General features: G+C 72.0%; 21 protein-coding genes. 13 read left to right on the top strand and 8 right to left on the bottom strand.

Annotated elements, in window-relative coordinates; genetic code table 11:
• Positions 1-84 precede the first annotated feature (84 nt).
• Positions 85-1,194, bottom strand: coding sequence for a hypothetical protein (locus AB0O29_RS13515; RefSeq protein ID WP_365150805.1), 1,110 nt, complete (start codon positions 1,192-1,194; stop codon positions 85-87).
• A 151-nt stretch (positions 1,195-1,345) separates the two neighbouring features.
• Here AB0O29_RS13515 and AB0O29_RS13510 point away from each other — a divergent pair, with 151 nt between their 5' ends.
• A complete protein-coding gene (locus AB0O29_RS13510; protein WP_365150802.1) occupies positions 1,346-2,503 on the top strand; it encodes a cystathionine gamma-synthase in 1,158 nt (385 codons plus the stop codon).
• 49 nt (positions 2,504-2,552) lie between these two features.
• Here AB0O29_RS13510 and AB0O29_RS13505 read toward each other — a convergent pair whose 3' ends face one another.
• Genes AB0O29_RS13505 through AB0O29_RS13495 form a run of 3 tightly spaced genes read right to left on the bottom strand, consistent with a single transcriptional unit; the run spans position 2,553 to position 3,838 of the window.
• A complete protein-coding gene (locus tag AB0O29_RS13505; protein WP_365150799.1) occupies positions 2,553-2,804 on the bottom strand; it encodes a hypothetical protein in 252 nt (83 codons plus the stop codon).
• Entirely contained in the window at positions 2,801-3,256 is a 456-nt protein-coding gene (locus AB0O29_RS13500) for a sigma factor-like helix-turn-helix DNA-binding protein (RefSeq protein WP_365150796.1), read from the bottom strand. Before AB0O29_RS13500 ends, AB0O29_RS13505 begins: the two co-directional genes overlap by 4 nt.
• Positions 3,257-3,316: 60 nt before the next feature.
• On the bottom strand, positions 3,317-3,838 hold the full coding sequence (locus AB0O29_RS13495; RefSeq protein ID WP_365150793.1) for a MarR family transcriptional regulator: 522 nt from the start codon (positions 3,836-3,838) through the stop codon (positions 3,317-3,319).
• A gap of 226 nt (positions 3,839-4,064) precedes the next feature.
• Here AB0O29_RS13495 and ilvA point away from each other — a divergent pair, with 226 nt between their 5' ends.
• From ilvA to AB0O29_RS13480, 3 genes are all read left to right on the top strand, one after another.
• Positions 4,065-5,294 carry a threonine ammonia-lyase gene (gene ilvA, locus AB0O29_RS13490; protein WP_365150790.1) on the top strand — a complete coding sequence of 410 codons (1,230 nt, stop codon included), beginning with the start codon at positions 4,065-4,067 and terminating at the stop codon, positions 5,292-5,294.
• A 98-nt stretch (positions 5,295-5,392) separates the two neighbouring features.
• Complete coding sequence (locus tag AB0O29_RS13485) at positions 5,393-6,427, top strand: ATP-binding cassette domain-containing protein (protein ID WP_365150787.1); 1,035 nt, start codon at positions 5,393-5,395, stop codon at positions 6,425-6,427.
• Complete coding sequence (locus AB0O29_RS13480) at positions 6,424-7,281, top strand: ABC transporter permease (protein ID WP_365150784.1); 858 nt, start codon at positions 6,424-6,426, stop codon at positions 7,279-7,281. Before AB0O29_RS13485 ends, AB0O29_RS13480 begins: the two co-directional genes overlap by 4 nt.
• Before the next feature lie 87 nt (positions 7,282-7,368).
• On the opposite strand, the gene greA is transcribed toward AB0O29_RS13480, so the two are convergent.
• Complete coding sequence (gene greA, locus AB0O29_RS13475; RefSeq protein WP_365150781.1) at positions 7,369-7,869, bottom strand: transcription elongation factor GreA; 501 nt, start codon at positions 7,867-7,869, stop codon at positions 7,369-7,371.
• A 164-nt stretch (positions 7,870-8,033) separates the two neighbouring features.
• Entirely contained in the window at positions 8,034-8,447 is a 414-nt protein-coding gene (locus AB0O29_RS13470) for a DUF4307 domain-containing protein (protein WP_365150778.1), read from the bottom strand.
• Between the two features lie 106 nt (positions 8,448-8,553).
• Here AB0O29_RS13470 and mca point away from each other — a divergent pair, with 106 nt between their 5' ends.
• Positions 8,554-9,435 carry a mycothiol conjugate amidase Mca gene (gene mca / locus AB0O29_RS13465; protein WP_365150775.1) on the top strand — a complete coding sequence of 294 codons (882 nt, stop codon included), beginning with the start codon at positions 8,554-8,556 and terminating at the stop codon, positions 9,433-9,435.
• A 2-nt stretch (positions 9,436-9,437) separates the two neighbouring features.
• Positions 9,438-9,671, top strand: coding sequence for a hypothetical protein (locus AB0O29_RS13460; RefSeq protein ID WP_365150773.1), 234 nt, complete (start codon positions 9,438-9,440; stop codon positions 9,669-9,671).
• Between the two features lie 318 nt (positions 9,672-9,989).
• On the opposite strand, the gene AB0O29_RS13455 is transcribed toward AB0O29_RS13460, so the two are convergent.
• Positions 9,990-13,226, bottom strand: a complete 3,237-nt coding sequence (locus AB0O29_RS13455) for a tetratricopeptide repeat protein (protein ID WP_365150770.1) — start codon at positions 13,224-13,226, stop codon at positions 9,990-9,992.
• A 220-nt stretch (positions 13,227-13,446) separates the two neighbouring features.
• On the opposite strand from AB0O29_RS13455, the gene AB0O29_RS13450 reads away from it, so the two are divergent.
• Together AB0O29_RS13450 and AB0O29_RS13445 are read left to right on the top strand one after the other, a co-directional pair.
• The gene (locus AB0O29_RS13450) at positions 13,447-13,608 is read left to right on the top strand and encodes a DUF255 domain-containing protein (protein WP_365150767.1); all 162 of its coding nucleotides are present in this window, start codon (positions 13,447-13,449) and stop codon (positions 13,606-13,608) included.
• A 490-nt stretch (positions 13,609-14,098) separates the two neighbouring features.
• The gene (locus AB0O29_RS13445) at positions 14,099-15,850 is read left to right on the top strand and encodes an AIPR family protein (protein ID WP_365150764.1); all 1,752 of its coding nucleotides are present in this window, start codon (positions 14,099-14,101) and stop codon (positions 15,848-15,850) included.
• 292 nt (positions 15,851-16,142) lie between these two features.
• Here AB0O29_RS13445 and AB0O29_RS13440 read toward each other — a convergent pair whose 3' ends face one another.
• Positions 16,143-16,709 (bottom strand): Uma2 family endonuclease, encoded by a 567-nt coding sequence (locus AB0O29_RS13440; protein WP_365150761.1) that lies wholly within the window; start codon positions 16,707-16,709, stop codon positions 16,143-16,145.
• A gap of 140 nt (positions 16,710-16,849) precedes the next feature.
• Between AB0O29_RS13440 and AB0O29_RS13435 the strand changes: the two genes are divergently transcribed.
• The 5 genes from AB0O29_RS13435 (at position 16,850) to AB0O29_RS13415 (ending at position 25,854) form a co-directional block, all read left to right on the top strand.
• Complete coding sequence (locus tag AB0O29_RS13435) at positions 16,850-18,904, top strand: thioredoxin domain-containing protein (RefSeq protein ID WP_365150758.1); 2,055 nt, start codon at positions 16,850-16,852, stop codon at positions 18,902-18,904.
• A 257-nt stretch (positions 18,905-19,161) separates the two neighbouring features.
• The gene (locus AB0O29_RS13430; protein ID WP_365150755.1) at positions 19,162-20,457 is read left to right on the top strand and encodes a glycosyltransferase; all 1,296 of its coding nucleotides are present in this window, start codon (positions 19,162-19,164) and stop codon (positions 20,455-20,457) included.
• A 191-nt stretch (positions 20,458-20,648) separates the two neighbouring features.
• Positions 20,649-22,199 (top strand): phospholipid carrier-dependent glycosyltransferase, encoded by a 1,551-nt coding sequence (locus AB0O29_RS13425; protein ID WP_365150883.1) that lies wholly within the window; start codon positions 20,649-20,651, stop codon positions 22,197-22,199.
• A gap of 6 nt (positions 22,200-22,205) precedes the next feature.
• Positions 22,206-23,417: a glycosyltransferase family 2 protein gene (locus AB0O29_RS13420; RefSeq protein WP_365150753.1), complete on the top strand. Its 1,212-nt coding sequence runs from the start codon at positions 22,206-22,208 to the stop codon at positions 23,415-23,417.
• 22 nt (positions 23,418-23,439) lie between these two features.
• A complete protein-coding gene (locus AB0O29_RS13415) occupies positions 23,440-25,854 on the top strand; it encodes a galactose oxidase-like domain-containing protein (protein ID WP_365150750.1) in 2,415 nt (804 codons plus the stop codon).
• The last annotated feature ends 45 nt before the right edge of the window (positions 25,855-25,899 follow it).

Here is a 25,899-nt window from a genome sequence, read left to right as displayed (position 1 = left end):
GCGATGTTTACGCGCACCTTACGTCCCGGGTCGGACAACGAGAAGCGGGGGGTACCCGTGGGTACCCCCCGCTTCCGTCGCAGGTCAGTGCGGCAGCGTCGCCGGGGAGCCGCCGTTGGCCTCGTAGCCGGCCACCGCCAGCGCCCGGTACACGGCGTACTGCGCGGCCGGGTCCTCGGTCGCCGACCACGGCAGCGCGCCCACGTAGCCGTCCACGTGCCGTACCTGCTCCATCGCCTCCGCCCAGCGCTCCGTCCGCACCAGGAACCACAGCAGCAGGTGCCGTACGTGCGCCAGCATCGGATCGTCCGCCCAGGCCTGCTGCACCGCGAACAGGGCGCCCTCGACCGCCCGGGAGACGACCGCGGTCCGGCCGAAGTCGCTGACCATGACCTGGTCGGGCAGGTTCTCGTACACGGAGAACAGCGGCAGCGCCGCCAGCAGCGACCCGTGCGGGGCGCGGGCCGCGGCGGCCTCCGCGAAGGCGGCCGCCTGCTCCCGGGAGCCGTGCCACTTCCCGCACCAGTAGTGCAGGGCCGCCAGGTGCGCCCCCATGTGTCCGGGCGCCACGTCGATGACCTTGGCCCACAGGGCGTCGAACTCCGCCTCCGTGTAGCCGAGCCCGCGCGCGACCGCCAGCTCCGTGATGAACGGCACCGGGTCGCCGGGCGCCAGCAGCGAAGCCCTGCGGCAGGCCTCGCGCGCCTCCTCCAGCATGATCCGGTGGTCCTGCGAGCCCACTCCGCCCGAGGACCGCCACGCCTGCTGCACCAGCAGCTCGGCGTGCACCTGCGCGCCGCCCGCGTCCTTCTCCGCCTCCAGCCGCCAGGCCTTCAGCCACGGCGCACCCGCCCCGGGACGCTGGACGAGGTCCAGCGCGGCCGCCCCGCCGAAGGCCTGCACCCGCTGCCAGCGCCGCTCCCCGTCCTTCGGGGTGCCGGCGAGCAGGGCGGAGGCGGCCTGCCAGCCGCCGGTGCGCTGGACGTTGCCCAGAGCGTCCATCAGGTCCCGGTCGGGTCCGGGCACCCGGACGTCCAGCTCCTCCTGCCGTGCGAACCCGTAGTCCGCGGGGTCGGCGGCGTCGGGACTGCCGGGCGAGACCATGCGCAGGCCGCCGCCGCGCCGGACCCGTACGAACCGATAGATCATGAGGCCGGCCAGCACCAGCATCATCAGGACCCACATCATCTGCATGCCTCCCAGCGAACCAGACCCGGCGGGCCGAACGCGAATGCGTACCCGGCCCCGTCCCCTCGCCGGCCAGGTCAGCGCCCGGTCAGCGCCGGGTCGACGGCGCGTCAGGGCAGGGGAGGAACGATCCGCGCGCGGGGCATAGCATCTGCCCATGAGCGACGACAGCCACGAGCACCAGAGCTTCGAGACCCGCGCGATCCACGCGGGCAACACGGCGGACCCGCAGACCGGTGCGGTCGTCCCCCCGATCTACCAGGTGTCCACCTACAAGCAGGACGGCGTCGGCGGGCTGCGCGGCGGCTACGAGTACAGCCGCAGCGGCAACCCCACCCGCACCGCGCTGGAGGAGAACCTCGCCGCGCTCGAAGGCGGCCGGCGCGGCCTCGCCTTCGCGTCCGGGCTCGCCGCCGAGGACTGCCTGCTGCGCACGCTGCTCTCCCCGGGCGACCACGTGGTCATCCCCAACGACGCCTACGGCGGCACCTTCCGCCTCTTCGCGAAGGTCGTCTCCCGCTGGGGCGTGGAGTGGTCGGTCGCCGACACCTCCGACGCCGCCTCCGTGCGCGCCGCCCTCACCCCGAAGACCAAGCTGATCTGGGTCGAGACCCCCTCGAACCCGCTGCTGGGCATCACCGACATCGCGGTGGTCGCGGACATCGCCCGCACGGCCGGCGCCAGGCTCGTCGTCGACAACACGTTCGCCTCGCCCTACCTCCAGCAGCCCCTCGCGCTCGGCGCCGACGTGGTCGTGCACTCGCTGACCAAGTACATGGGCGGCCACTCCGACGTCGTCGGCGGCGCCCTGGTCACCGCCGACGAGGCCCTCGGCGAGGAGCTCGCCTACCACCAGAACGCCATGGGCGCGGTCGCCGGACCGTTCGACTCCTGGGTCGTGCTGCGCGGCATCAAGACCCTCGCGGTGCGCATGGACCGGCACGCGGAGAACGCCGAGAAGATCGTCGAGGTGCTCCAGCGCCACCCGAAGGTCACCAAGGTCCTCTACCCGGGCCTGCCCGAGCACCCGGGCCACGAGGTCGCCGCCAAGCAGATGCGCAACTTCGGCGGCATGATCTCCTTCCAGGTCGCCGGCGGCGAGGAGGAGGCCGTCGCGGTCTGCGGCCGCACCCGGATCTTCACGCTGGCCGAGTCCCTCGGCGGCGTCGAGTCCCTCATCGAGCACCCGGGCCGCATGACCCACGCCTCGGTGGCCGGCTCGGCCCTGGAGGTCCCGGCGGACCTGATCCGCCTGTCCGTCGGCATCGAGAACGCCGACGACCTCATCGCGGACCTCACCCAGGCCCTGGGCTAGGCAGGATCCTGAAGAGACCGCCTGGCGGTCCCCGCCGCCCCTGGAACGGCTACCAGCCCTCCAGGGGCGGCGAGAGGTGACTGGGCGGCGTCGCCCACGGGTGCCTCAGCGCCGCCCACACCGTGAAGGCGGCCGCTGCCGCCCACAGCACCGCCCACCCGAACCGGCGCAGGGCGCGGCGCCGGCGCAGCAGCCGCCGGCCACGGGCCGCGGCCGCCGCCGCGAGACCGGCCGGCACCGCCGGGTGCGGCCCCTCCAGCAACTGTCTGACCTGGGCTTCCTTACGGTCGTACGGGCTCATGCGGCCCCCGCCTCCGCCGCCGGACGCACCGCCTCGCGCAGGGCGGCCACCGCCCGGTTGCGCAGGGCCTCGACCCGCTCCGGCGCCAGCCCCAGCTGTGCGGCCGTGACCTCCTCGGCGACGCCCTCGTAGACCCGCATCACCAGCACCAGCCGCTGCGCCGGGCTCAGCGGCGCCAGGATCCCCGTCCCGGCGGGCAGCCGCCGCGCGGTGCGCGCGTACGCGGCGCAGACCTCCTGGCGGGTGTGGTCGTACGGGTCGTCCCCGCGCAGCCGCTCCCAGTGCGCGTACGTACGGGCCAGCGCGCCGGCGAGGAGCCGGTGCGCGGCGTACGCCGACGCCGGGTGCTCGGCCGTCAGCAGCACCGCGACGTGCAGGAGCCGCCCCGCCGCGCCCGCGACGAAGGCCTCGAACTCCGGGTCCCGCCCAGCCCGCCGGTCCACAGCACACATGGTGCGGCCTGCTGCACCACCCCGGTCAAGGGGTCGGACGCGGCGGGATCCGGGGCCGGGTCAGGAGGCGGGGCCGCCCTCGGAGGCGGCGGCCATCAGCTCCGACAGCGAACCGTTGAAGCGGGTCAGCAGCGCCGTGAACACCTCGCGCTCCTCCTCCGCCCAGCCCTCGGTCACCCGGGCCATCAGCTCGCGCCGCGAGGAGCGGACCTCCTCCAGCCGCGCCAGCCCGCGCGGGGACAGCGCGAGGACCACGGCCCGGCCGTCCTCGGGGTGCGAGGTGCGCTTGACCAGACCGCCGTCGACCAGCGGGGCCACCTGCCGGGTCACAGTGGAGGAGTCGATGCCCATGCCGCCGGCGAGCGCCTTGACGCCCATCGGGCCTTCGAGGTCGAGGCGGTTCAGCAGCAGGTAGGCGGCGCGGTCCATGGAGTTGCGGGCCTGGCCGACCCCGCCGAGGCGGGTCTGCTCGGCCCGGCGGGCGAAGACGGCCACCTCGTGCTGGAGCGTGTCGAGGAGTCCGGATCCGGCGGGCGCTTCGGCCGCCGTGGGCAGGTCGGAACTGGCCGGGATGGAGGGCATGGCCGTGGCTCTCTTCGCGTGGGGCCGACAAGGATGGGGGACAGAGTACGCGGCCCTGCGGCGGCTCGTACGCCGCGTTTGACAACTGATACGCCCCGTCGGCGCGACCGCCCCCGGAGCGTTCCGCATGGCGAGATCTCGCCCCCCGCCCGGAGTCCGTTGGAGAGCGCGCGGACCCCCGGTCCATCCCTGAGCCGCGGCCCCCGCGGGCTGCGAGACTGGCCGCATGAACTACCGCGTGCAGCCCGTCCCGCAGGTCATCCTCGACGACGTCCGGGGGGCTCAGAAGATGCTGTCCGGGGTGTCCCGGGTGACCGCGATGGAGGGCAGCCGGTACCTGACGTCCCTCGTGGGCGCCCCGGTCCACCTCAAGTGCGAGAACCTCCAGCGCACCGGCTCCTTCAAGCTGCGCGGCGCGTACGTGCGCATCGCGGGCCTGCGCCCCGAACAGCGCGCGGCCGGGGTCGTCGCCGCGAGCGCCGGCAACCACGCCCAGGGCGTGGCGCTCGCCTCCTCCCTGCTCGGGGTCCGCTCCACCGTGTTCATGCCCGTCGGCGCGCCGCTGCCCAAGGTGGCCGCGACCCAGGAGTACGGGGCCGAGGTGCGGCTGGAGGGGCAGGTCGTCGACGAGACCCTGGCCGCCGCCCAGGAGCACGCGGACCGGACGGGGGCGGTGTTCATCCACCCCTTCGACCACCGCGACATCATCGCCGGCCAGGGCACCGTCGGCCTGGAGATCCTGGAGCAGTGCCCCGAGGTGCGCACGATCCTCGTCGGGGTCGGCGGCGGCGGGCTGGCGGCGGGCATCGCGGTGGCGGTCAAGGCGCTGCGCCCGGACGTGAAGGTGATCGGCGTGCAGGCGGCGGGCGCGGCCGCGTACCCGCCCTCCCTCCAGGTCGGCCACCCGGTGTCCGTCGACCGGCCGGTCACGATGGCCGACGGCATCAAGGTGGGCCGGCCCGGCGACGTCCCGTTCGCGATCATCGGCGAACTGCTGGACGACGTGCGGACGGTGTCCGAGGACGCCCTGTCCAGCGCCCTGCTGCTGTGCCTGGAGCGGGCCAAGCTGGTCGTCGAGCCGGCCGGCTGCGCCACGGTGGCGGCGCTGCTGAGCGAGCCCGAGCGGTACGCGGGCGGGCCCGTGGTGGCCGTCCTGTCCGGCGGGAACGTGGACCCGCTGCTGCTCCAGCGGATCCTGCGGCACGGCATGGCCGCGGCCGGCCGCTACCTGTCCCTGCGGCTGCGGGTGGCGGACGCGCCCGGGGCCCTGGCGGGGCTGCTGGGCGTGCTGTCGACGGTGGACGCGAACGTGCTGGACGTCAGCCACGTACGGACCGACCCGCGCCTGGGGCTCACGGAGGTGGAGGTGGAGCTGCACCTGGAGACCAAGGGGCCCGAGCACTGCAAGGAGGTGGCCCGCACCCTGCACGGCGCGGGGTACCGGGTGACGGGCTGAGGGGTCGCGCCGGGCGGGTGCCGCCCGGCACACCTAGGATTTGACTGGATTGATTGGTAATGCCCCGATTCGACTGACCGATCGCTGGGAGAATCCGTATGCCGGGCGCCATATACGCCGAAGCCCTGGTCAAGACCTTCGGCGACGTACGGGCACTGGACGGCGTGGACCTCGACGTCCCCGAGGGAACCGTGCTGGGCCTGCTCGGCCCGAACGGCGCGGGCAAGACCACGACCGTGCGCGTCCTGACCACCCTCCTCCAGCCCGACAGCGGCCGGGCCGTCGTCGCCGGGATCGACGTCCTCAAGCACCCCAACGAGGTCCGCCGCTCCATAGGCCTCTCCGGCCAGTTCGCCGCCGTCGACGAGTACCTCACCGGCCGCGAGAACCTTCAGATGGTCGGCCAGCTCTACCAGATGACCGGCCGGGCGGCGAAGGCCCGGGCCGTCGAGCTCCTGGAGCGCTTCAACCTCGCCGAGGCCGCCGACCGCACCGCCAAGACCTACTCCGGCGGCATGCGCAGACGCCTCGACCTGGCCGCCGCCCTCGTCGTCCGCCCGCCGGTGATGTTCATGGACGAGCCCACCACCGGCCTCGACCCGCGCAACCGCCAGGCCCTGTGGGACGTCATCGAGGAACTCGTCGCCGGGGGCACCACCCTCCTGCTGACCACCCAGTACCTGGAGGAGGCCGACCGCCTCGCCCACGACATCTGCGTCGTCGACCACGGCAGGGTCATCGCCCGCGGCACCTCCGACCAGCTCAAGGCCCAGACCGGCGGCGAACGCGTCGAGGTCGTCGTCCACGCCCGCGAGCACATCACCACCGCCCGCGAGGTCCTCACCGGCTTCGGCCGGGGCGAGACCACCGTCGAGGAGCACACCCGCAAGCTCACCGTCCCCGTGCAGGGCGGTGCCAAGCTGCTCGCCGAGGTCATCCGCGAACTGGACCTGCGGGGCATCGAGATCGACGACATCGGCCTGCGCCGCCCCACCCTCGACGACGTGTTCATCTCCCTCACCGGCCACGCGGCCGAACTGACCGACGGCAACGGCAACGGCAACGGCAACGGCAACGACGGCGGCAACGGCGGAACCGCACCCGCCGGGGGCGGCAGGAGGGCGGCCAAGTGACCACCACCTTCTCCGGAACGGAGCTCGCGGCCCCGCGCCCGCGCGGCGGCATCGTCCAGGGCGTCCGCGACTCCCTGGTCATCGCCCGCCGGAACCTGATCAGGATGTCGAGGATCCCCGAGGTCATCGTGTTCGGGGTCGTCCAGCCGGTCATGTTCGTCGTGCTGTTCAGCTACGTCTTCGGCGGCTCGATCGCCGTCGGCGGCAGCACCTCGCCGGCCGCCTACCGCGAGTTCCTCATGGCCGGCATCTTCGCCCAGACCGTCACCTTCGCCACCGCCGGCGCGGGCGCCGGCATCGCGGACGACATGCACAAGGGCCTGATCGACCGGTTCCGCTCCCTGCCCATGGCCCGCGGCGCGGTCCTCACCGGCCGCACCCTCGCCGACCTCGTCCAGACCGCGCTGACCGTGGTCGTCCTGGCGGTCGTGGCGCTGATCGTCGGCTGGCGCACCCACGAGAACATCGGGAAGGTCCTCGCCGGCTTCGCCCTGCTGCTCCTGCTCGGCTACGCCTTCTCCTGGATCGGCGCCCTGATCGGCCTCTCGGTGCGCACCCCGGAGGCGGCCACCTCGGGCGGGCTGATCTGGCTCTTCCCGCTGACGTTCATCTCGAACGCCTTCGTCCCCTCCGAGAACATGCCGGCGTTCCTGCGGCACATCGCGGAGTGGAACCCCTTCAGCGCGACCGTCCAGGCGGCCCGCGAGCTCTTCGGCAACCTCCCCGAGGGCTACCCGGTGCCGGCGGCCTGGCCCATGCAGCACCCGGTCCTCGCGTCGGTCCTGTGGTCGCTGCTGATCATCGTGGTCTTCCGCACCCTCGCGGTCCGCAAGTACCGCTCGGCCACCGCCTGAGGCCCCGGGGCCCCGCCGCGTACGCGCGAGCCCCCGCCGGAACCGGTCCGGCGGGGGCTCGCGCGTACGTCCTCGTAAAGGGTCGGATCAGCCGGTGAAGGGCTTCACGGCCATGACCTTGACCGTGGCCTTCTTGCCGTTCGGCAGCTCGTACTGGGCGTCCTCGCCGATCTTCTTGCCCAGCACGCCCGAGCCCAGCGGGGACTGCGGGGAGTAGGTCTCGAAGTCCGAGGAGGCGTACTCGCGGGAGGCCAGCAGGAACTCCAGCGTGTCGTCCTCGTCACCGTCGAACGCGATGGTCACGAGCATGCCCGGGGCCACCTCGCCCTCGGCCGACGTGGGAGCGGTGCCGACCTTCGCGTTCTCCAGGAGCTGGGTGAGCTGGCGCACGCGGAGCTCCTGCTTGCCCTGCTCCTCCTTGGCCGCGTGGTAGCCGCCGTTCTCGCGGAGGTCGCCCTCCTCGCGGGCAGCCGCGATCTTCGTGGCGATCTCCGTGCGGGCGGGACCAGAGAGGTAGTCCAGCTCGGCCTTCAGCTGGTCGTACGCCGCCTGGGTCAGCCAGGTGACGCTCTCGCTCGTCTGGGTCACGGGTGCTCCTCGTCGGTACAGGGGACTACAAAGCCGCCAGCGGCGGGCGAAACCACGAGCCTAACAATTCGGGAAGAAAAGGGGGAGGACACGATGTGTATGAAGTGTGTCATTGCACCCCGCTGCCCGCGGGAACGACCGATAAGGCCTGGTGGGCCCGGCACTCAGCGGGCGGTGCCCGCCGCCTGGCAGCCGACCAGCTGGACCATCGTGGCGCGCGCCGTGGTCTTCAGGGTGACCACCTCGTCGACGCGCTTGTCCTTCTGCGCGAAGGTGAAGTCCGCGCGGCCGACCTCGCCGTGGTCCTTGTCCTGGGAGTCGAGGGTGCAGACGCCGGTGACGGAGGCGTCCTTGCGGACCTCCAGGTGCACCTTGACCTCTGTGTCCGAGACGATCTGGAACTTGATCACCTCGGCGCTGACGCTCTGCCCGCCGACGTAGTCCCAGCCGATCCAGCCGACGACGGCCAGCAGCCCGACCCCGAGCACCGACCCGACGACCTTGAGCTTCCGGTCCGCACGCTCGTCCGCCGACCGGCCGTAACGGCCTTCCGGGAGCCCTTCGCGCACCGTGCTCATGATCGATTCCTCTCGCTGGGGAGGGTGAGGCACCCAGGAATTTTCCGTCCCCCGATTCGGTCAATATAGAGGTTGACCGTCGCGCCGAATCACAGAGGATCCTGTCTTGACCGAGCAGCTTCGACTGATGGCCGTGCACGCCCACCCCGACGACGAGTCGAGCAAGGGCGCGGCCACGATGGCCAAGTACGTTTCCGAGGGCGTGCCCGTCCTGGTGGTGACCTGCACCGGCGGTGAGCGCGGTTCCGTGCTGAACCCCAAGCTCCAGGGCGACAAGTACATCGAGGAGAACATCCACGAGGTCCGCGCCAAGGAGATGGACGAGGCCCGCGAGATCCTGGGCGTCGAGCAGGAGTGGCTCGGCTACGTGGACTCCGGCCTGCCCGAGGGCGACCCGCTGCCGCCGCTGCCCGAGGGCTGCTTCGCCCTCGCGGACGTGGAGGAGGCCGCCGGCGAGCTGGTGAAGAAGATCCGCGCGTTCAAGCCGCAGGTCATCACCACCTATGACGAGAACGGCGGCTACCCGCACCCCGACCACATCATGACCCACAAGATCACGATGGTGGCCTTCGACGGCGCGGCCGACACCGACAAGTTCCCCGAGGCCGAGTACGGCACCCCGTACCAGCCGCAGAAGCTCTACTACAACCAGGGCTTCAACAAGCCGCGCACCATCGCGCTGCACGAGGCGCTCCTCGCGCGCGGCCTGGAGTCGCCCTACGGCGAGTGGCTGGAGCGGTGGAAGGAGTTCGAGCGCAAGGAGCGGACCCTGACCACGCACGTGCCGTGCTCGGACTACTTCGAGATCCGTGACAAGGCCCTCATCGCGCACGCCACCCAGATCGACCCGGACGGCGGCTGGTTCCGCGTCCCGATGGAGATCCAGAAGGAGGTCTGGCCGACGGAGGAGTACGAGCTGGCGAAGTCGCTCGTCGACACTTCCCTCCCCGAGTCCGACCTCTTCGCGGGCATCCGGGAGAATGCGTAGCTATGAGCGCTATGCAGGCAGCAGTCGTCCAGCTCGTTCCGCTGGCCGCCGACACCTTCGACAAGAACAAGGTGACTCCGGGGCTCCTCGGGTTCATCGTGTTCGCGGCCCTCGCCCTCGGTGTGTGGGGCCTGATGAAGTCGATGAGCAGGCACATGGGCCGGGTGAACTTCGAGGAGGCCCCGGAGCCGGCCGCCGCGACGGCGTCACCGGCGGCCGACGGCCCCAAGGCCTGACCCCGAACGACACCGGAGCGCCCGCCCCGCCGCATCCGACGGGGCGGAGCGCAGCCGTGCGTGCGCGGACCCGCGGGGGGAGAGTGGCGCTCACGTGGGGGAGCGCTGCTGGCCTGGGAGAGCGCTGCTCACGTGGGAGGGTGCTGCCCACCCGGGAGAGCACTGCTCACCCGGGAGGGCACTGCCCGTGTGTGCGAGCGCTGCCCGGCTTGGCGAGCGCTGATCACGCCGGCGGCGGACGCCCACTCCCGTGGGCGGCGCTCACATCGGTGAGCACTGCTCTCAGAGGCGAGCACCGGCCAGGTCGGCGAGCGCCGCTCACACCGGCGGTGTCGGCAGGGAGACCCCCATCACCTCGCGGGCGCGCAGGTCCGGGACCAGGCCCAGGCGCCAGGCCTGCCAGCCCTCCGCCGGGTCCACGCCCCGGCCCAGCACCACCCCGTACGCCTCCACGCACTCCTCCAGCCGGTCCCCCCGCAGCCCGTGCGCGCCCCGCGCCAGCCGGTCCAGCTCCGCCCGGGCCTCCGCCGCGCCCGACGCCGGCGACGCGTACGGCAGCAGCGTGCACCGCAGGAAGCGCGCCCAGTCCTCCCCGCGCCGGTCCCCGTACGAGGCGAACAGCCGCACCGCCTCCTCGCACAGCGCCACCGCCTGCGGCAGCCGCCCGTTCCCCGCGTCCACCACGGCCAGCTCCAGGCAGGTCCACCCCTCCCCGTGCGCCAGCCCGATCCGCCGGAAATCGGCCCGCGCGTCCACCAGCAGCTGCCGCGCGAACCCCGAATTGCGCAGGTTCCCCGTCTGCGCCGCCCGCAGATCGCGCGCCACCCGCCCCGAGTGGTAGCGGGCGTGCGCCAGCCCGTACACGTCCCGCATCCGCGAGAACATCGTCCGGGCCCGCTCCAGCTCCCGCACCGCCCGGTCCAGCCCGCCGTCCTCCTCCAGCGCCTGCCCCAGGTAGTACAGCGTCCACGCCTCGCCCCGCGCGTCCTCCGCCAGCCGGTGCCGGGCCAGCGCGTCCCGCAGCCGCTCCAGCGCCGTCCCCGCGTCCCCCGCGACCACCCGCGCCCGGCCCAGCTGCGTCAGCGCCCACGCCTCACCGCGGTCGTCACGGGTCCGCCCGTACAGCCCGAGCGCCAGCAGCAGCTCCTCCTCCGCCCGGGACACGTCACCCACCCGCAGGTGCACCTGCCCCAGCTGGAAGTGCGCCCACGCCTCCCCGTGCACGCTCTCGCTCTCCCGGTGCAGCGCCAGCGACCGCTCCAGCAGCGCCACCGCCTCCCCCAGGTGCCCCCGGTCCCGCTCCACCGCGCCCAGCGCGTGCAGCGACCACGCCCGGTCGCCCGCCAGCTCCTCCGCCTCCTGCAGCGCCAGCGCCTCCCGGATCCGGGCCGCCGCCTCCGGCAGGTTGCCCTGGTGGTGCAGCGTGATGCCCAGCGACAGCAGCGCCATCGCCGCCCCCGCCTCCTGCCGGGCCTCCTTGTACTGGTCCACCAGCGAGGTCAGCGTCGTCCGCGACTTGTCCAGCTCGCCGAGCTGGCGCGCCGCGATACCGGTGCGCCACTGCACCGAGCGGTTCAGCCGCCCCTGGTCCACCGCCCGCGTCAGCTCGTTGATCTCACCCAGCCGGTACAGGTCCCCGCGCAGCAGGCAGAAGTCGCACAGCGCCCCCAGCAGGTCCAGCACCGCCTGCTGGTCCACCCCCTCCGAATGCCGCAGCGCCGCCGTGATGAAGCTCGACTCCTCGTCCAGCCAGCGCAGCGCCGCGTCCAGCGAGGCGAAGCCGTGCCCGCCGAAGTGGTGCGCCCGGGTCGACATCTTCCCGTCGACCATCCGGATCACCGAGTCCGCCAGCCGCGCGTAGTCCCGGACCAGCCGCTCGTGCGCGGCCGCCGCCTCCGCCGGTTCCTCGTCCGCCGCCAGCCGCGCCGCCGCGTACGCGCGCACCGCGTCGTGCATCCGGTACCGCTCCCCGCGGACGAGGTCCAGCAGGCCCGCCCGCGCCAGCTCGCCCAGCAGCCGCCCGGCCTCCACCCGCTCGGAGTCCGCCAGCGCCGCGGCCGCCGCCGCGCCCAGCGAGGCCCGCCCCGCCAGGGTGAGCCGGCGCAGCAGCCGGCGCCGCTCCTCGGGCAGGCGTGCGAAGGCCAGCTCCAGGGCCTGCTCCAGCGCCCCCTCCCCGTCCCCGCTCCCGTCCGAGGCCCGCGCCGCCCCCAGCGGAGCCAGCACGCGCAGCGCCAGCGGCAGCCCCGCCGCCAGGTCCAGCAGCCCCGCCTCCGCCGCCGGCCCCGGTACGGGCTCGCCCGCCGCCCGCGCCCCGGCCCGCAGCACCTCGGCCGCCTCCGGCTCCGCCAGCCGCACCACCGGCAGCTGGTGCACCCAGGCCGCCAGGTCCGCGGGCAGCTCCAGCGGCTCCCGGGCCGTGACCAGCACCAGGCTCTCGGAGCGCTCCGGCACCAGCGCCCGCACCTGCTCCGGGTCCACCGCGTCGTCCAGCACCACCGTCACCGGCAGCCCCTGGAGGTGCTGGTGGTACAGCTCCCCGAGGCGGCGCACCTGCTGCTCGGCCGGGGCCCCCTCCCGGAACAGCAGCTGCTCGCGCGGGGCGCCGAGCCGGTTCAGCAGGTGCAGCAGCGCCTCCCGCGTCGACAGCGGCGCCTCGCCGGCGGCCGGGGCCCCGCCCCGCAGGTCCACCACGCACGCCCCGCGGAACTGGTCCCGCAGCCCGTGCGCCGCCCGCAGCGCAAGCGCCGTCCGGCCCACCCCCGGCTCCCCGTGCAGCACGACCACCACCGGCCGCGTCTCGGTACTGGCCCGCGCCGTCTGCACCCACTGCGCGATCCGGGCCAGCTCCGCCCGCCGGCCGGTGAACAGCCCGTCGGCGTCCGGGAGCTGGCCGAACGACTGCTCCAGCATGCTCCGCCGCCGCGCCTCGGCGCTCCGGTCCGCCCCGCGCAACTGCGGCGGCACGGCCGCCTGGCCCTCCCCGCGCACGGGACCCCGTACGGGGGCGGGAGCCGGTGCGGCGGGCACGGCGGCGGCCGCCACCTTCCGCTCCTGCTCCAGGAAGGGCCGGATCCCGCGCACCTCCAGCGCCGTCAGCCACTTCAGCCGCAGCTGTTCCGGCCCACCCGGGCGCCCCGCCGCCCCGGCCCGCCGGTTCGCGGCCGGCACGTGCACGGCCGCCACCCGGGCCACCGTCGTCGCGGCCCCGGCCGCGCCGACCACGATGCCCGCGCTGAGCGCCGTACCGGCGTCGACGCCGAAGGCCATGTCCGCCCCGGCCGCGGCCGCCGCGGCGACGGCCGTCACCAGCAGGGCCGTCCCGCTGCCGGCCCGCCGCAAGGCCTCCCCGAGGGACTGCGCCCCGGCGGCGGCCTCGTCGAGCGCGGCCACGTAGGCGGCGTACTCCTCGCCCGCCACCCCGGCCAGCCCGTCGAGCGCCTCCCGCCCCCGCGCGAGCAGCACCTCGGCATCCACCCCGCCCCCCGCCCGCCGGACCTCCTCCCCGACGGCCCGGACCAGCACCCGCTCGGCCTCGACACGATGGCTGTCCCGCATCGGCATCCTCCTCGGAGAGCTCCGCAAACGTCCGCCAAGTGTCCTGCGCACCGCCCGCCTGCGCGAGGCAATCTGAGCTAGATCAGAGGGAGTTGGACCAGGAACGGCCATCGGCGTGCATATATGTACGCGGAGGGCCCCAGACGCCGTGCGGACCCCGAACGGCCGTGCGACGGGCCCGTCGCGCGGCGCGGGGCCGGGGGTGGGGCAGGATGGACGCATGTCGAACCGCCTCGTGAACGAGACCTCGCCGTACCTGCTCCAACACGCGGACAATCCTGTCGACTGGTGGCCCTGGTCGCCGGAGGCGTTCGCCGCGGCGCGTGAGCGGGGGGTGCCGGTGCTGCTCAGCGTCGGCTACTCCAGCTGCCACTGGCGCTAGTGAACTTACACAACCAGGTAGTCCTGACCTGGGACGTGTCCGGAGAGTGTCGGCTTGGATACTTGCGATGAGGCATTGGTGAGGTGGGGGCGCCTGGGCGAAGACCAGCAGGCCGCCTGGCCTGCCTCGTGCGGCGGCATCTGCCAGCGCTTGGAAGGCGCACCCCCGGTCGCGCTACCACAGCGACCTCCCGGCGGATGAGGACTCGACTCTGATCCCTTGATCGCCTCCGAGCGCAAAGACTTCGATGACTGCACCGCGAAGTACGGCATCCCGGTCTCGCCTACATCCAGCCCGTCGGCTCCGGTTGCATCGCGGCGCAGGCCGATAAGCGCATGACATGGCCCGGAGGGGGCTGGCGAGTAACACGTCATACGGGAGCGTCGTCGTGGTCACCGAAAGCGGAGAAGGAGGCTGACGCTGGATGTAGGGGGTGGCATTTCACGCAAGTTGAGCCCACAGAAGAGTAGTTGGCAGGTAGTCTGATGACGTGACAGACAGTCTCGAAGTCGCTCTTCAGAAGCGAGTCGACCTTGACCAGTACGACTCCAACAAGCGGCTGCTGTTCGCACTGCAGTTGGCGTTCGATATCGAGGACATCAACGTGGTGGCCGCCACCGCGCTGACCGATTCGTCGAACGACAAGGCGTGTGACCTTCTGTACATCGACCGCGATGCCGGGCGGGTCGTACTTGCGCAGGGGTACGAGTCTCAGAACGTGACCAAACTGCAGGCACCCTCCGGTAAGGCGGCGAGTCTTCATCAGGCGGTGAACTGGCTGTTCAGCACGAATGAGCCGCAGGGTGTGCCTGACGTTCTACTGGGAGCGTGGAGGGAACTGCATGACGCTCTGGCGGACGATGCCATCGGTGATGTCGAGGTCTGGTACGTCCACAATCTGCCGGAGGCTCAGCAGATTGCTCAGGAAATCAACGTTGCCGCCGAAGCTGCATCCGATCTTCTGCGCCAGGGATATCCTGAGAGTGACATCAACGTCTCAAGTACCGAACTGGGTCGTGCGACTCTGGCTCTCCGATATGAGAATTCGCAGACTCCGATCCTCGTGTCAGATACTCTTCGGATTCCTATTCCTGGCGCCTTCGAGGAGCGTGGCGCGAAGTGGACAGCACTGTGCACGAGCGTGCCGGTGCGTTGGCTTCACGCGCAGTACCAGGAGCATGGGGCAAAGCTTTTCTCGGCGAATGTCCGTGACTACCTCGGCGGTCGTCGGTCGCAGAGTAATATCAACAACGGAATTCAGGATACGGCGCGCAATGAGCCGACGAACCTGTGGGCTTATAACAACGGCATCACCGCGCTGGTCCACGACTTCCAAGTCGTTGGCAGGGAAGCCTTGGTGATCACTGGTTTGGGTATCGTCAACGGCGCCCAGACCACTGGCGCGATCGGCTCCATCCCGGCTGACGAGATTGGTGCGGAGAGCCACGTGCTCGCTCGCTTCATCCGTTGTGATGACCCGGAGACGGTCAAGAGCATTGTCCGATTCAACAATCGACAGAACCCTACACAGGCGTCGGACTTCCGGAGCAACGACGGGATTCAGCGACGTCTGGTCGAGGACTTCACTAAATTGGGTGTCGTCGGATACAACGGCGGCCGTCGAGGCGGCGCAGAGGATGTCATTCGGCGCCCGGGGGAGAATCAACTCTCTGCTGAGACCGCTGCTCAGGCGCTCGCGGCATTTCACGGAGCAGCTGATGTCGCCTACCATCAGAAGAGTAAGATTTGGGAGCAGGACGACATCTACAGCCGGGTTTTCCCTGAACGCGTGACAGCGAAGCACATCCTTTTTGTCTCCAGCTTGATGCGTGCCGTCGAGCTGGAGAAGACGAGGCTCGGCCGAGTCGACCCCGATGGTCGACTGCAGGACCAGGCTGATTTGCTTGACTGGCTGAGTCTTCGCGGATCGATTGTGCTGGCTGTCGAAGCGATTGGCAGCGTCATCGAGATCCTCGTGAGCTCTGCCGTAACGGACTCTTACACTCTGATGTTCAAGAAAAACCTCGCTATGCCTAGGACCTCCGAGGCGTGGCAGCCAGTAGTCGAGTCGCTGTTGGCCTTCGCGCCGGACCAACTGCGCGAGCCCTTGGTCACGTCCAGCCCTCTGCGGAACCGTGGTGCGGTCGACAAGGCCGTGAGCAACTTCCGGGCTCAGGTGAACGCGGCACGTAGGCACAACAAGGAGACGTTCGAGGAGTTCGCCAAGCACGTCACGCACTAATCGCCCCGTACTGGGCGACGGGCGGTTGTTGGTGCCGTACCGCGTTTGGCCGCGGCAAACGGTGGATACCCAGAGGGTGTTGCCGATCCCGCGGCACGGTAGAAAAGAGCTGGGGCGCCGGTGTAGTCGCTGGCCTACGTGCATCGCAAGGCGGGGAGGGTGCCACTGTCATGGAGGCATCCCCCGGCCGCAGGCTCGGGGACCGTCGCGACCCTGGGGGCGATCGGGTCGCGAAGAATCGCGATGCTGGCGCTACCAGTCAGACATTGGAAGCGGTGCGGCTTCTTCGTTCTTACATGGCCCCAAGATCGACCGTGATGGAGAAGGGCGCGGTGGCCTTCACGGTGCCGGTGAACACCTCGCCGTCCCGGTAGGACCTGTTGGCCGGGTCGAGGACGTAGGTGTAGACGATCGGGACTCCGGTGGCAGCCTGCTCGATCCGCCAGTAGAAGGGGATGCCGGCCTTGGCGTACTGGTCCACCTTCACGATCCGGTCGGTGGTCTCGGAACCGGGCGAGACGACCTCGACCACCAGCAGCACGTGCTCGGGGCGGGTGGGCGTGAGGTCGATGGTCTCCGCCCGGTAGACGATGACGTCCGGGCGGCGGTTGGTGAGCGGAACGTCCTGTAGGCGGACGTCGAAGTCCGTGTCGGCGTTCCAGTCCGGTCCTGCGGCAGCGTCCAGGGCATTGGCCAGGAGCCGCGCCAGCCTGTTGTGCCGCTTGGAGGCGCTCGGGCTCACGACGATCATCCCGTCCACGATCTCGATGCCGGCGCACTGCTCCTCGGACCAGGAGTCGTACTGCTCCGCGGTGATCTGCGCGTGCATCCACGCGGGCGCCACCATGTCGGCGGTCATGGTGAGCCTCCTTCGAGGGCCTCGGCGGTTCGGCAGTGCTGCCCCCAGCGTACTGTCTGAGGCGGGCCCGGGCCCCGGAGGCGGAACAAGGGGCCGTGCCGGGCCCCGCGGACGGGTGGGGCACGGCATAGATTGGACGCATGTCGAACCGCCTCGTGAACGAGACCTCGCCGTACCTGCTCCAACACGCGGACAATCCGGTCGACTGGTGGCCCTGGTCCCCGGAGGCGTTCGCCGCGGCGCGTGAGCGGGGGGTGCCGGTGCTGCTCAGCGTCGGCTACTCCAGCTGCCACTGGTGCCACGTCATGGCGCACGAGTCGTTCGAGGACGAGTTGGCCGCCGCCTACATGAACGAGCACTTCGTCAACATCAAGGTCGACCGCGAGGAGCGGCCCGACATCGACGCCGTGTACATGGAGGCCGTGCAGGCGGCGACCGGGCAGGGCGGGTGGCCCATGACCGTGTTCCTCACGCCCGACGCCGAGCCCTTCTACTTCGGGACCTACTTCCCGCCCGAGCCCCGGCACGGCATGCCCTCCTTCATGCAGGTGCTCGAAGGGGTGCGGGGGGCCTGGGTGGGGCGGCCCGAGGAGGTGGCCGAGGTCGCGCAGCGGATCGTGCGGGACCTCGCCGGGCGGCAGCTGGACTACGGGAAGGCCGGGCGGCCGGGGCCGGAGGAGCTGGGGCGGGCGCTGCTCGGGCTGACGCGGGAGTACGACGCCGTGCGGGGCGGGTTCGGCGGGGCGCCGAAGTTCCCGCCGTCCATGGTGCTGGAGTTCCTGCTGCGCCACCACGCCCGGACCGGGTCCGAGGGCGCCCTGCAGATGGCCGCCGACACCTGTGAGGCCATGGCCCGGGGCGGGATCTACGACCAGCTCGGCGGCGGGTTCGCGCGGTACTCCGTGGACCGGGAGTGGGTCGTGCCGCACTTCGAGAAGATGCTGTACGACAACGCCCTGCTGTGCCGGGTCTACGCCCACCTGTGGCGGGCCACCGGGTCGGACCTCGCGCGGCGGGTCGCGCTGGAGACGGCCGACTTCATGGTGCGGGAACTGCGCACCGAGCAGGGCGGGTTCGCCTCCGCGCTCGACGCCGACAGCGAGGAGCAGGGGACCGGGCGGCACGTCGAGGGGGCCTACTACGCCTGGACTCCGGGGGAGTTGGCGGACGTGCTCGGGGAGGAGGACGGGGCGCTGGCCGCCGCGTACTTCGGGGTCACCGACGAGGGGACCTTCGAGCACGGCAAGTCGGTGCTGCAACTGCCGCAGGACGGACCGGTGGTGGAGGGCGCGCGGATCGCCTCGATCAAGGAGCGGCTGCTCGCGGCGCGCGGCGCGCGGCCCGCGCCCGGGCGGGACGACAAGGTCGTCGCCGCCTGGAACGGGCTGGCCGTCGCCGCCCTCGCCGAGTGCGGGGCCTTCTTCGAGCGGCCGGACCTGGTCGAGCGGGCGATCGAGGCCGCCGACCTGCTGGTGCGGGTCCACATGGACGGGATGGCCCGGCTGGCGCGGACCAGCAAGGACGGGCGGGTCGGGTCGAACGCCGGGGTGCTGGAGGACTACGGGGACGTCGCCGAGGGCTTCCTGACCCTGGCCTCCGTCACCGGGGAGGGGGTCTGGCTGGAGTTCGCCGGGTTCCTCGTCGATCTCGTCATGGCCCGGTTCACCGCCGAGGACGGCTCGCTCTACGACACCGCGCACGACGCCGAGCAGCTGATCCGCCGTCCCCAGGACCCCACCGACACCGCCGCGCCCTCCGGTTGGACGGCCGCCGCCGGCGCGCTGCTCTCGTACGCCGCGCACACCGGCTCGCAGCCCCACCGGGAGGCGGCCGAGCGGGCGCTCGCGGTGGTCCACGCCCTCGGGCCGCGCGCCCCGCGCTTCATCGGGCACGGGCTGGCGGTGGCGGAGGCGCTCGTCGACGGTCCGCGCGAGGTGGCCGTCGTCGGGCATCCCGAGGACCCGGCGACGGCGGTCCTGCACCGCACCGCGTTGCTGGGGACGGCTCCCGGGGCGGTGGTGGCGGCCGGGCTGCCGCGCGCGGCGGACGGGAGCGGTGGGGAGTTCCCCCTGCTGGCCGAGCGCACACTGGTGCGCGACCTTCCGACGGCGTACGTGTGCCGGCACTTCGTCTGCGCGCGGCCTACGACCGAACCGGTCGAGCTGGCGGACCAGTTGGGTGTGGTTCATCCCTGAATGGGCGTGAGTAGCGTCAATTCCGGTTGCGGTACATCAACTCGGAAATGTGGTTTTTAACTGGGCGGTGCCTCGGCTTCACATGTGATGCCTAGTCTCGTGTCCTCGGGAGTCACCGAGGGGAGTCACCGAGGCGCGCGCCGGGGGGTGCGCGCACGAGGGGGAAAGCGGAGGCGGCGGGCCGGGGGGCCCGTGCCACGCCTCCGGGGGGTTTGCCGGTCGCCGCCTGGGGTTGCGGCATGTCTGTGGGGGGCAGTTTGTTCACCTCTGTCGTTATATCCGCCATTTCTCTGGCGCTGTTCTGGATGGCCGCCTTCACGCTGTGGTGGCAGATGCACGCCTGGCGCACGCCCGAGACGCTGGCCTCGACCCGCTTCGACCGCCCCGACGGCGGCGACCGGCTGGCCTTCTCGCTGCTGCTGCCCGCCCGCCACGAGCAGGCCGTACTGGAACACACCATCGACCGGCTGCTGGAGTCCGGCCACACCGACTACGAGATCATCGTGATCGTCGGCCACGACGACCCCGAGACCGCCGCCGTGGCCGACCGCGCCGCCGCCGGAGCGCCCGAGCGGGTCCGGGTCGTGGTCGACCACAACGAGACCAAGAACAAGCCGAAGGCCCTCAACACCGCCCTGCCGCACTGCCGGGGCGACATCGTCGGGGTCTTCGACGCCGAGGACCAGGTCCACCCCCAGCTGCTGTCCCACGTCGACCACGCCTTCCGTGCCACCGGCGCCGACGTGGTCCAGGGCGGGGTCCAGCTGATCAACTTCCACTCCAGCTGGTACAGCCTGCGCAACTGCCTGGAGTACTTCTTCTGGTTCCGCTCCCGCCTCCACCTGCACGCCGAGAAGGGGTTCATCCCGCTCGGCGGGAACACCGTCTTCGTCCGCACCGAGGTGCTGCGCGAGGCCGGCGGCTGGGACCAGAACTGCCTGGCCGAGGACTGCGACCTGGGGGTGCGGCTCTCCTCGGTGGGCAAGAAGGTGGTCGTCGCCTACGACTCCGACATGGTCACCCGCGAGGAGACCCCGGGTTCGCTGATGAGCCTGCTCAAGCAGCGCACCCGCTGGAACCAGGGCTTCCTCCAGGTCTACCGGAAGAAGGACTGGCGGCGGCTGCCGGGCCGCGGTCAGCGCTGGCTCGCCCGCTACACGCTGATGACCCCCTTCATGCAGGCCGCGTCCGGGGTGATCATCCCGGTCAACTTCGCCGTGGCGGTCTTCCTCGACGTGCCCGTCGGGGTCGCGATCATCACCTTCCTGCCGATGATCACGGCGATGGTGACCTTCGTCTTCGAGATCGTCGGACTGCACGACTTCGGCCGCCAGTACGGGCTGCGCGTGCGCTTCGTGCACTACCTCAAGCTCATCGTCGGAGGGCCCTTCTACCAGGTGATGCTGGCCGGCGCCGCGATCCGGGCGGTCTGGCGCGAGCAGCGCGGCCGCAACGAGTGGGAGCTGACCAGCCACACCGGCGCCCACCTGGAGACCGTCGGAGCCCCGGCCGGGCACTCCGCCGCCCCGATCCGAGAGGACGCCCACCGGTGACCGCCACCGTGCCCACGGCCGCCGGTCCCCAGCCGGCGGACGCGACCGCCGCCGCCCAGCTCCTGCCCGTACGCGACCTGCCCGGCTCCCGCCGCCCCGGAAGCGGCGGCAAGGGCTCAGGCTCAGGCTCCGGCTCCGGGGGAGGCCCGGCCGGTGGCCTCGGCGTCCGCCCGCCCGCCCCCGTCCGCCCGCTGGTCCGCTTCCGCTCCTCGCGGCCCGACCTGATCCTGTGCGGGATCCTGCTGCTGGTGATCGTCCTCGTCCAGGGCTGGAACATCACGAACTTCCCGGCCCTGAGCGACGACGAGGGCACCTACCTCGCCCAGGCGTGGGCGGTCCAGCAGGGCGACGGGCTCGCGCACTACACGTACTGGTACGACCACCCGCCGCTCGGCTGGATCCAGATCGCCGCCCTGACCTGGCTGCCGTCGCTGCTCGTGCCCGACTGGATGACGGTCGCGCCGATGCGCTTCTCGATGCTCGCCGTCTCCGCCGCCGGTTCCGTACTGATCTACGTGCTGGCCCGCCGGCTGTGGCTGCCGCGCTGGGCGGCCGGGCTCGCGATGGGCCTGTTCGGGCTGTCCCCGCTCTCGGTGGTGCTCCAGCGGGAGATCTTCCTCGACAACCTCGCCGTGATGTGGATGCTGCTGGCCTTCTGCCTGGCCGCGTCCCCCAGCCGGCACCTGTGGCACCACTTCGGCTCGGGACTGGCGGCCGCCACCGCCGTCCTGACCAAGGAGACGATGCTGGTGGTGCTCCCGGCGCTGCTGGTGACGATGTGGCGCCACAGCCACCGCGACACCCGCAAGTTCGCCGTCACCGGAGCCATCACCGCCTGCGCGCTGATCGGCCTCTCGTACCCGCTGTACGCGCTGCTCAACAACGAGCTGCTGCCCGGCGCCGGGCACGTCTCCCTCATCGACGGCATCACCTACCAGATGAGCCGCCCCGGCTCCGGCTTCATCCTCGACCCCGGCTCCGGCTCCCACGGGGTCTTCCGGTCCTGGCTGTACTACGACGCCGTCCTGCCGCTCGGCGGACTGGCCGGCGCGGTCCTGCTGCTGGCCACCCACCGGTGGTCGGTCACCGCCCGGGCCCTCGCCGGCCCGGCCCTGGCCGCCGTGATCCTCGCGGCGGTCGCCCTGCGGCCCTCCGGCTACCTCCCGGCGATGTACGTGATCCAGGCCCTGCCCTTCCTCGCCCTGGTCCTCGCCGCCGCCGCGGCCAGCGTCACCCACGCCGTGCTGCGCCGGCGCCGCGCCCCCGGCGAGCGGCGGGTCCTGGTGTACGGGCGCCGGGCGCTGGTCGCCGTCCTCGCCGTCGCGGCGGCCGCGTACGTCCTGCCGCGCTGGTACGAGGGCGACCGCACCGCCCTCACCGCCGACGCCAACGCCCCCTACCGGCAGGCCGCCGCCTGGCTGGGCCGCGAGGTGCCCGACCCGGCGCACACCCGTGTCCTCGTCGACGACGCACTCTGGCTCGACGCCGTTCACTCCGGTTTTGCACCCGGACCGGGCGCGATCTGGTTCTACAAGGCGGACCTCGACCCGGCCGTCACCAAGACCCTGCCCCGCGGCTGGCGGGACATCGACTACGTGGTCTCCTCGCCCACCGTGCGTCGCGACGCGGTGGACCTGCCCACCGTGAAGGCTGCTCTGGAGCATTCGACCGCGGTCGCCGTCTTCGGTACGGGCGAGGACCGTGTCGAGATCCGCCGCACCGACCGCGAGAGTGGGAGCTGAACCACCATGAGCGAGGACCTGTGGCCCCCGCACGCCCTGGACCATCCGGACGCCGGCACTCCGCCGACGGCCCCCGGGACCGGCGGCGTCACCCTGATCATCCCGACCTTCAACGAGGCCGCCAACGTGGCCGAGCTGCTCCGCCGGCTCCGTGAGGCCCTGCCCGGCGGCCCGCCCTGCGAGGTGCTCTTCGTCGACGACTCCACCGACGACACCCCGTCCCTCATCGAGAAGGCCGCCTCCGACTGCCCCTTCCCGGTCGCCGTCCTGCACCGCGACACCCCCTCCGGGGGCCTCGGCGGAGCCGTCGTCGAGGGCATCGCGCGGACCGGCTCCGACTGGATCGTCGTCATGGACGCCGACCTCCAGCACCCCCCGAAGCTGGTCCCCGAGCTGGTCGGCGAGGGCGAGCGCACCGGGGCCGCCCTCGTCGTCGCCTCCCGCTACCTGCCCGGCGGCAGCCGGGCCGGACTCGCCGGCGGCTACCGCGTCGCCGTCTCGCGCGGGGCGACCTGGCTGGCCAAGGGGCTCTTCCCGCGCGCCCTGCGCGGGATCAGCGATCCGATGAGCGGCTTCTTCGCGATGCGCCGCTCCGCCCTCACCGGCGCCGTCACCGGCGAGGCCCTCAAACCCCTCGGCTACAAGATCCTGCTGGAGCTGGCCGTCCGCTGCCGGCCGCGGAAGACCGCCGAGGTGCCCTTCGTCTTCCAGGACCGCTTCGCGGGCGAGTCCAAGTCCACCGCCCGTGAAGGGCTGCGCTTCCTGACCCACCTGGCCGCCCTCCGCTCGGCGAGCCCGCTCGCCCGGATGATCGGCTTCGGCCTGATCGGGCTCTCCGGCTTCGTCCCCAACCTCCTCGCCCTGTGGCTGCTCACCCACGCCGGGATGCAGTACCTCGCCGCCGAGGTCGTCGCCAACCAGGCGGGGGTGCTGTGGAACTTCCTCCTCATCGAGAGCCTCCTCTTCCGCGACCGCCGCCGCCACCGCCACTGGGCGGACCGCGTCGGGCGCTTCACCCTCCTCGCCAACGCCGACCTGCTGCTGCGCATCCCGCTGATCGCGCTGTTCGTCGACCGGTTCGGCCTCGGCGTCCTGCCCGCGACGGCGCTGGCGCTCGTCACCACCTTCGTGGTGCGCTTCGCCGCCACCGAAGCCCTCGTCTACCTGCCGCGCGGGCCACGCGCGGCGGCCCGCAACCGCCCCACGACCAGGAGTTGAGCCGCACCGAAAGGACCACCGCATGCCCAGGACGATCCGACGGAGGGCAGGGCGCAGGGCCGCGCTGACCGCCGTCGGGGCGATGACCGCAGGCCTGCTGCTCACCGCCCCGCAACAGGCCACGGCCGGAGCACCCAACCTGCTCACCAACCCCGGTTTCGAGACCGCCGGCGCGCCCGGCTCCGACATGCCGTCCTGCTGGTCCACATCGGGCTGGGGCGACAACGACTTCACCTTCGCCACCGTCGCCGACGCCCACAGCGGCACCAAGGCCGTGCGGGTCTCGCTCACCCGCCGCGTCGACGGCGACCGCAAGGCCCTGGTCACCGAGAACACGGCCTGCGCCCCCACCGTCGCGCCCGGGAAGCAGTACGACCTGTCCGCCTGGTACAAGTCGAACACCCCGGACGTGGCGGTGACCGTCTTCCGCCACGACACCGCCGCCGGCTGGCAGTACTGGACCGACCTGCAGAACCCGCCGGTCAGCGCCGCCTGGTCGCGCACCCAGGTCCGTACGCCGGCCGTCCCGCCGAACACCGACAAGATCGCCTGGGGGCTGTCCGTCTACGGGGTGGGCACCCTCACCACCGACGACTACGCGCTGGAGGAGGTGGGCGCCGTCCCGCCCCAGCCCGCCTGCACGGGCACCGCCGAGGAGTGCGCCAAGGGCAGGTGGGAGGTGATGGGCACGCAGAACCCGGTGCGCTCGATGCACGCCGTGGTCCTGAAGAACGGCAAGGTGCTGCTGATCGCCGGATCGGGCAACGACATCTCCCAGTTCAACGCGGGCACCTTCACCTCCGCCGTCTACGACCCGGTCGCCGGGAGCGTGCGGACGATCCCGACCCCGGTGGACATGTTCTGCTCCGGGCACGTGCAGCTGGCCGACGGCCGGGTGCTGGTGATGAGCGGCAACAAGGGCTACCCGTCCCCCGACGGCAAGATCGGCTACCAGGGGCTGAAGGACTCGTACGTCTTCGACCCGGCGACCGAGAAGTACACGAGGACGAACGACCTCAACGGCGGGCACTGGTACCCGTCCGCGACCATCCTCGGCAACGGCGACGTGATCTCCTTCGGCGGGCTGAAGGAGGACTCCACCGGCAACGTCACGGCGGAGAGGTTCTCGGCGGCGCAGAACAAGTGGCTGCCGATGAACCAGGTCAACCAGACCTGGTCCTACTGGGGCCTGTACCCCTCGATGATCCTCATGCAGGACGGCCGGCTCTTCTACTCCGGCAGCCACACCTTCGGCAACGGCACCGCCGGCTCCGGCTCCTCCGTCTACGACTACGGCGCCAACACGATCACCGACGTGCCCGGACTGCGGAAGAAGGACGAGCGCGACGAGTCGGCGAGCGTCCTGCTGCCCCCGGCCCAGGACCAGCGGGTCCTGACCGTCGGCGGCGGCAACAACGAGACGAACCCGGCCGCCCACCGGCTCACCGACCTCATCGACCTCAAGCAGCCGAGCCCCGCCTACACCCCGGGCCCCGACCTGCCCCAGGGGCTCGTCGACACCGGCGCGGGCAAGCGCCCGCAGACCGGGGCCGAGGGCAAGATGTACGTCTCCGCCGTGCTGCTGCCCGACGGCAAGGTGCTGGAGACCGGCGGCGGCCTCCACGACCGGGCCGACCCGGTCTTCGAGGCCTCCTTCTTCGACCCGGGGACCAACACCTACCAGCCGGGCCTGGCCGCCGACCCGATCCCGCGCACCTACCACTCGGGCGCCTTCCTGCTGCCCGACGGCCGGGTCATGTCGGTCGGCGACAACCCGGGCAACGGCACGTACAACCACGCGGTGTCGGTCTACTCCCCGCCCTACCTGTTCAAGGGGCCGCGCCCGAAGCTCACTTCGGTGATCGACACCGAGTGGGTGTACGGGGACACCCAGCGGATCACCGTCGACCGGCCCATCGCCAAGGCGGAACTCATCCGGCCGGCGGCGGTCACCCACTCCTCCGACCCCAACCAGCGGTTCGTCGACCTGCCGATGAGCGTGGTCAACGCCACCACCATCGACCTCAACGTCACCAGCAACCCCAACCTGGCACCGCCCGGCTGGTACATGCTCTTCGGCGTCGACGCGGCCGGCGTCCCCTCCGTCGCCACCTGGGTCCACCTGGGCGGGGCCCCCTCGCTCGCCGCCGGGCAGCAGCCCGCCGCGCACGAGCACACCTTCGCGAACGACCTGGCCGCACCCAAGGAGAACCCGCCGCAGCGGGCCTCCGTCCCGGTCGCACCCGCCGTGGCCGGCTGCGACCGCCACTACGGGACGGTCAACGTGTGCGTCCCGACGGCCTTCCCGGCGGAGGTGGCGAAGACCACACGGGCCCGCTGCGACTGGCTGGCCGCGCACCGGTTCCCGCAGCGGATGAAGGTCAACGGCAGCGACCCGCTGCGCCTGGACGCGGACGGCGACGGCTACACCTGCTAGCCGCCCGCATGCGGAAGGGGCCCCGCCGCACGTGGCGGCGGGGCC

The organism is Streptomyces sp. NPDC089915 (genome assembly GCF_040684675.1).
In the GTDB taxonomy this organism is placed as follows: domain Bacteria; phylum Actinomycetota; class Actinomycetes; order Streptomycetales; family Streptomycetaceae; genus Streptomyces.
This window is presented reverse-complemented; position numbering and strand designations above follow the sequence as displayed.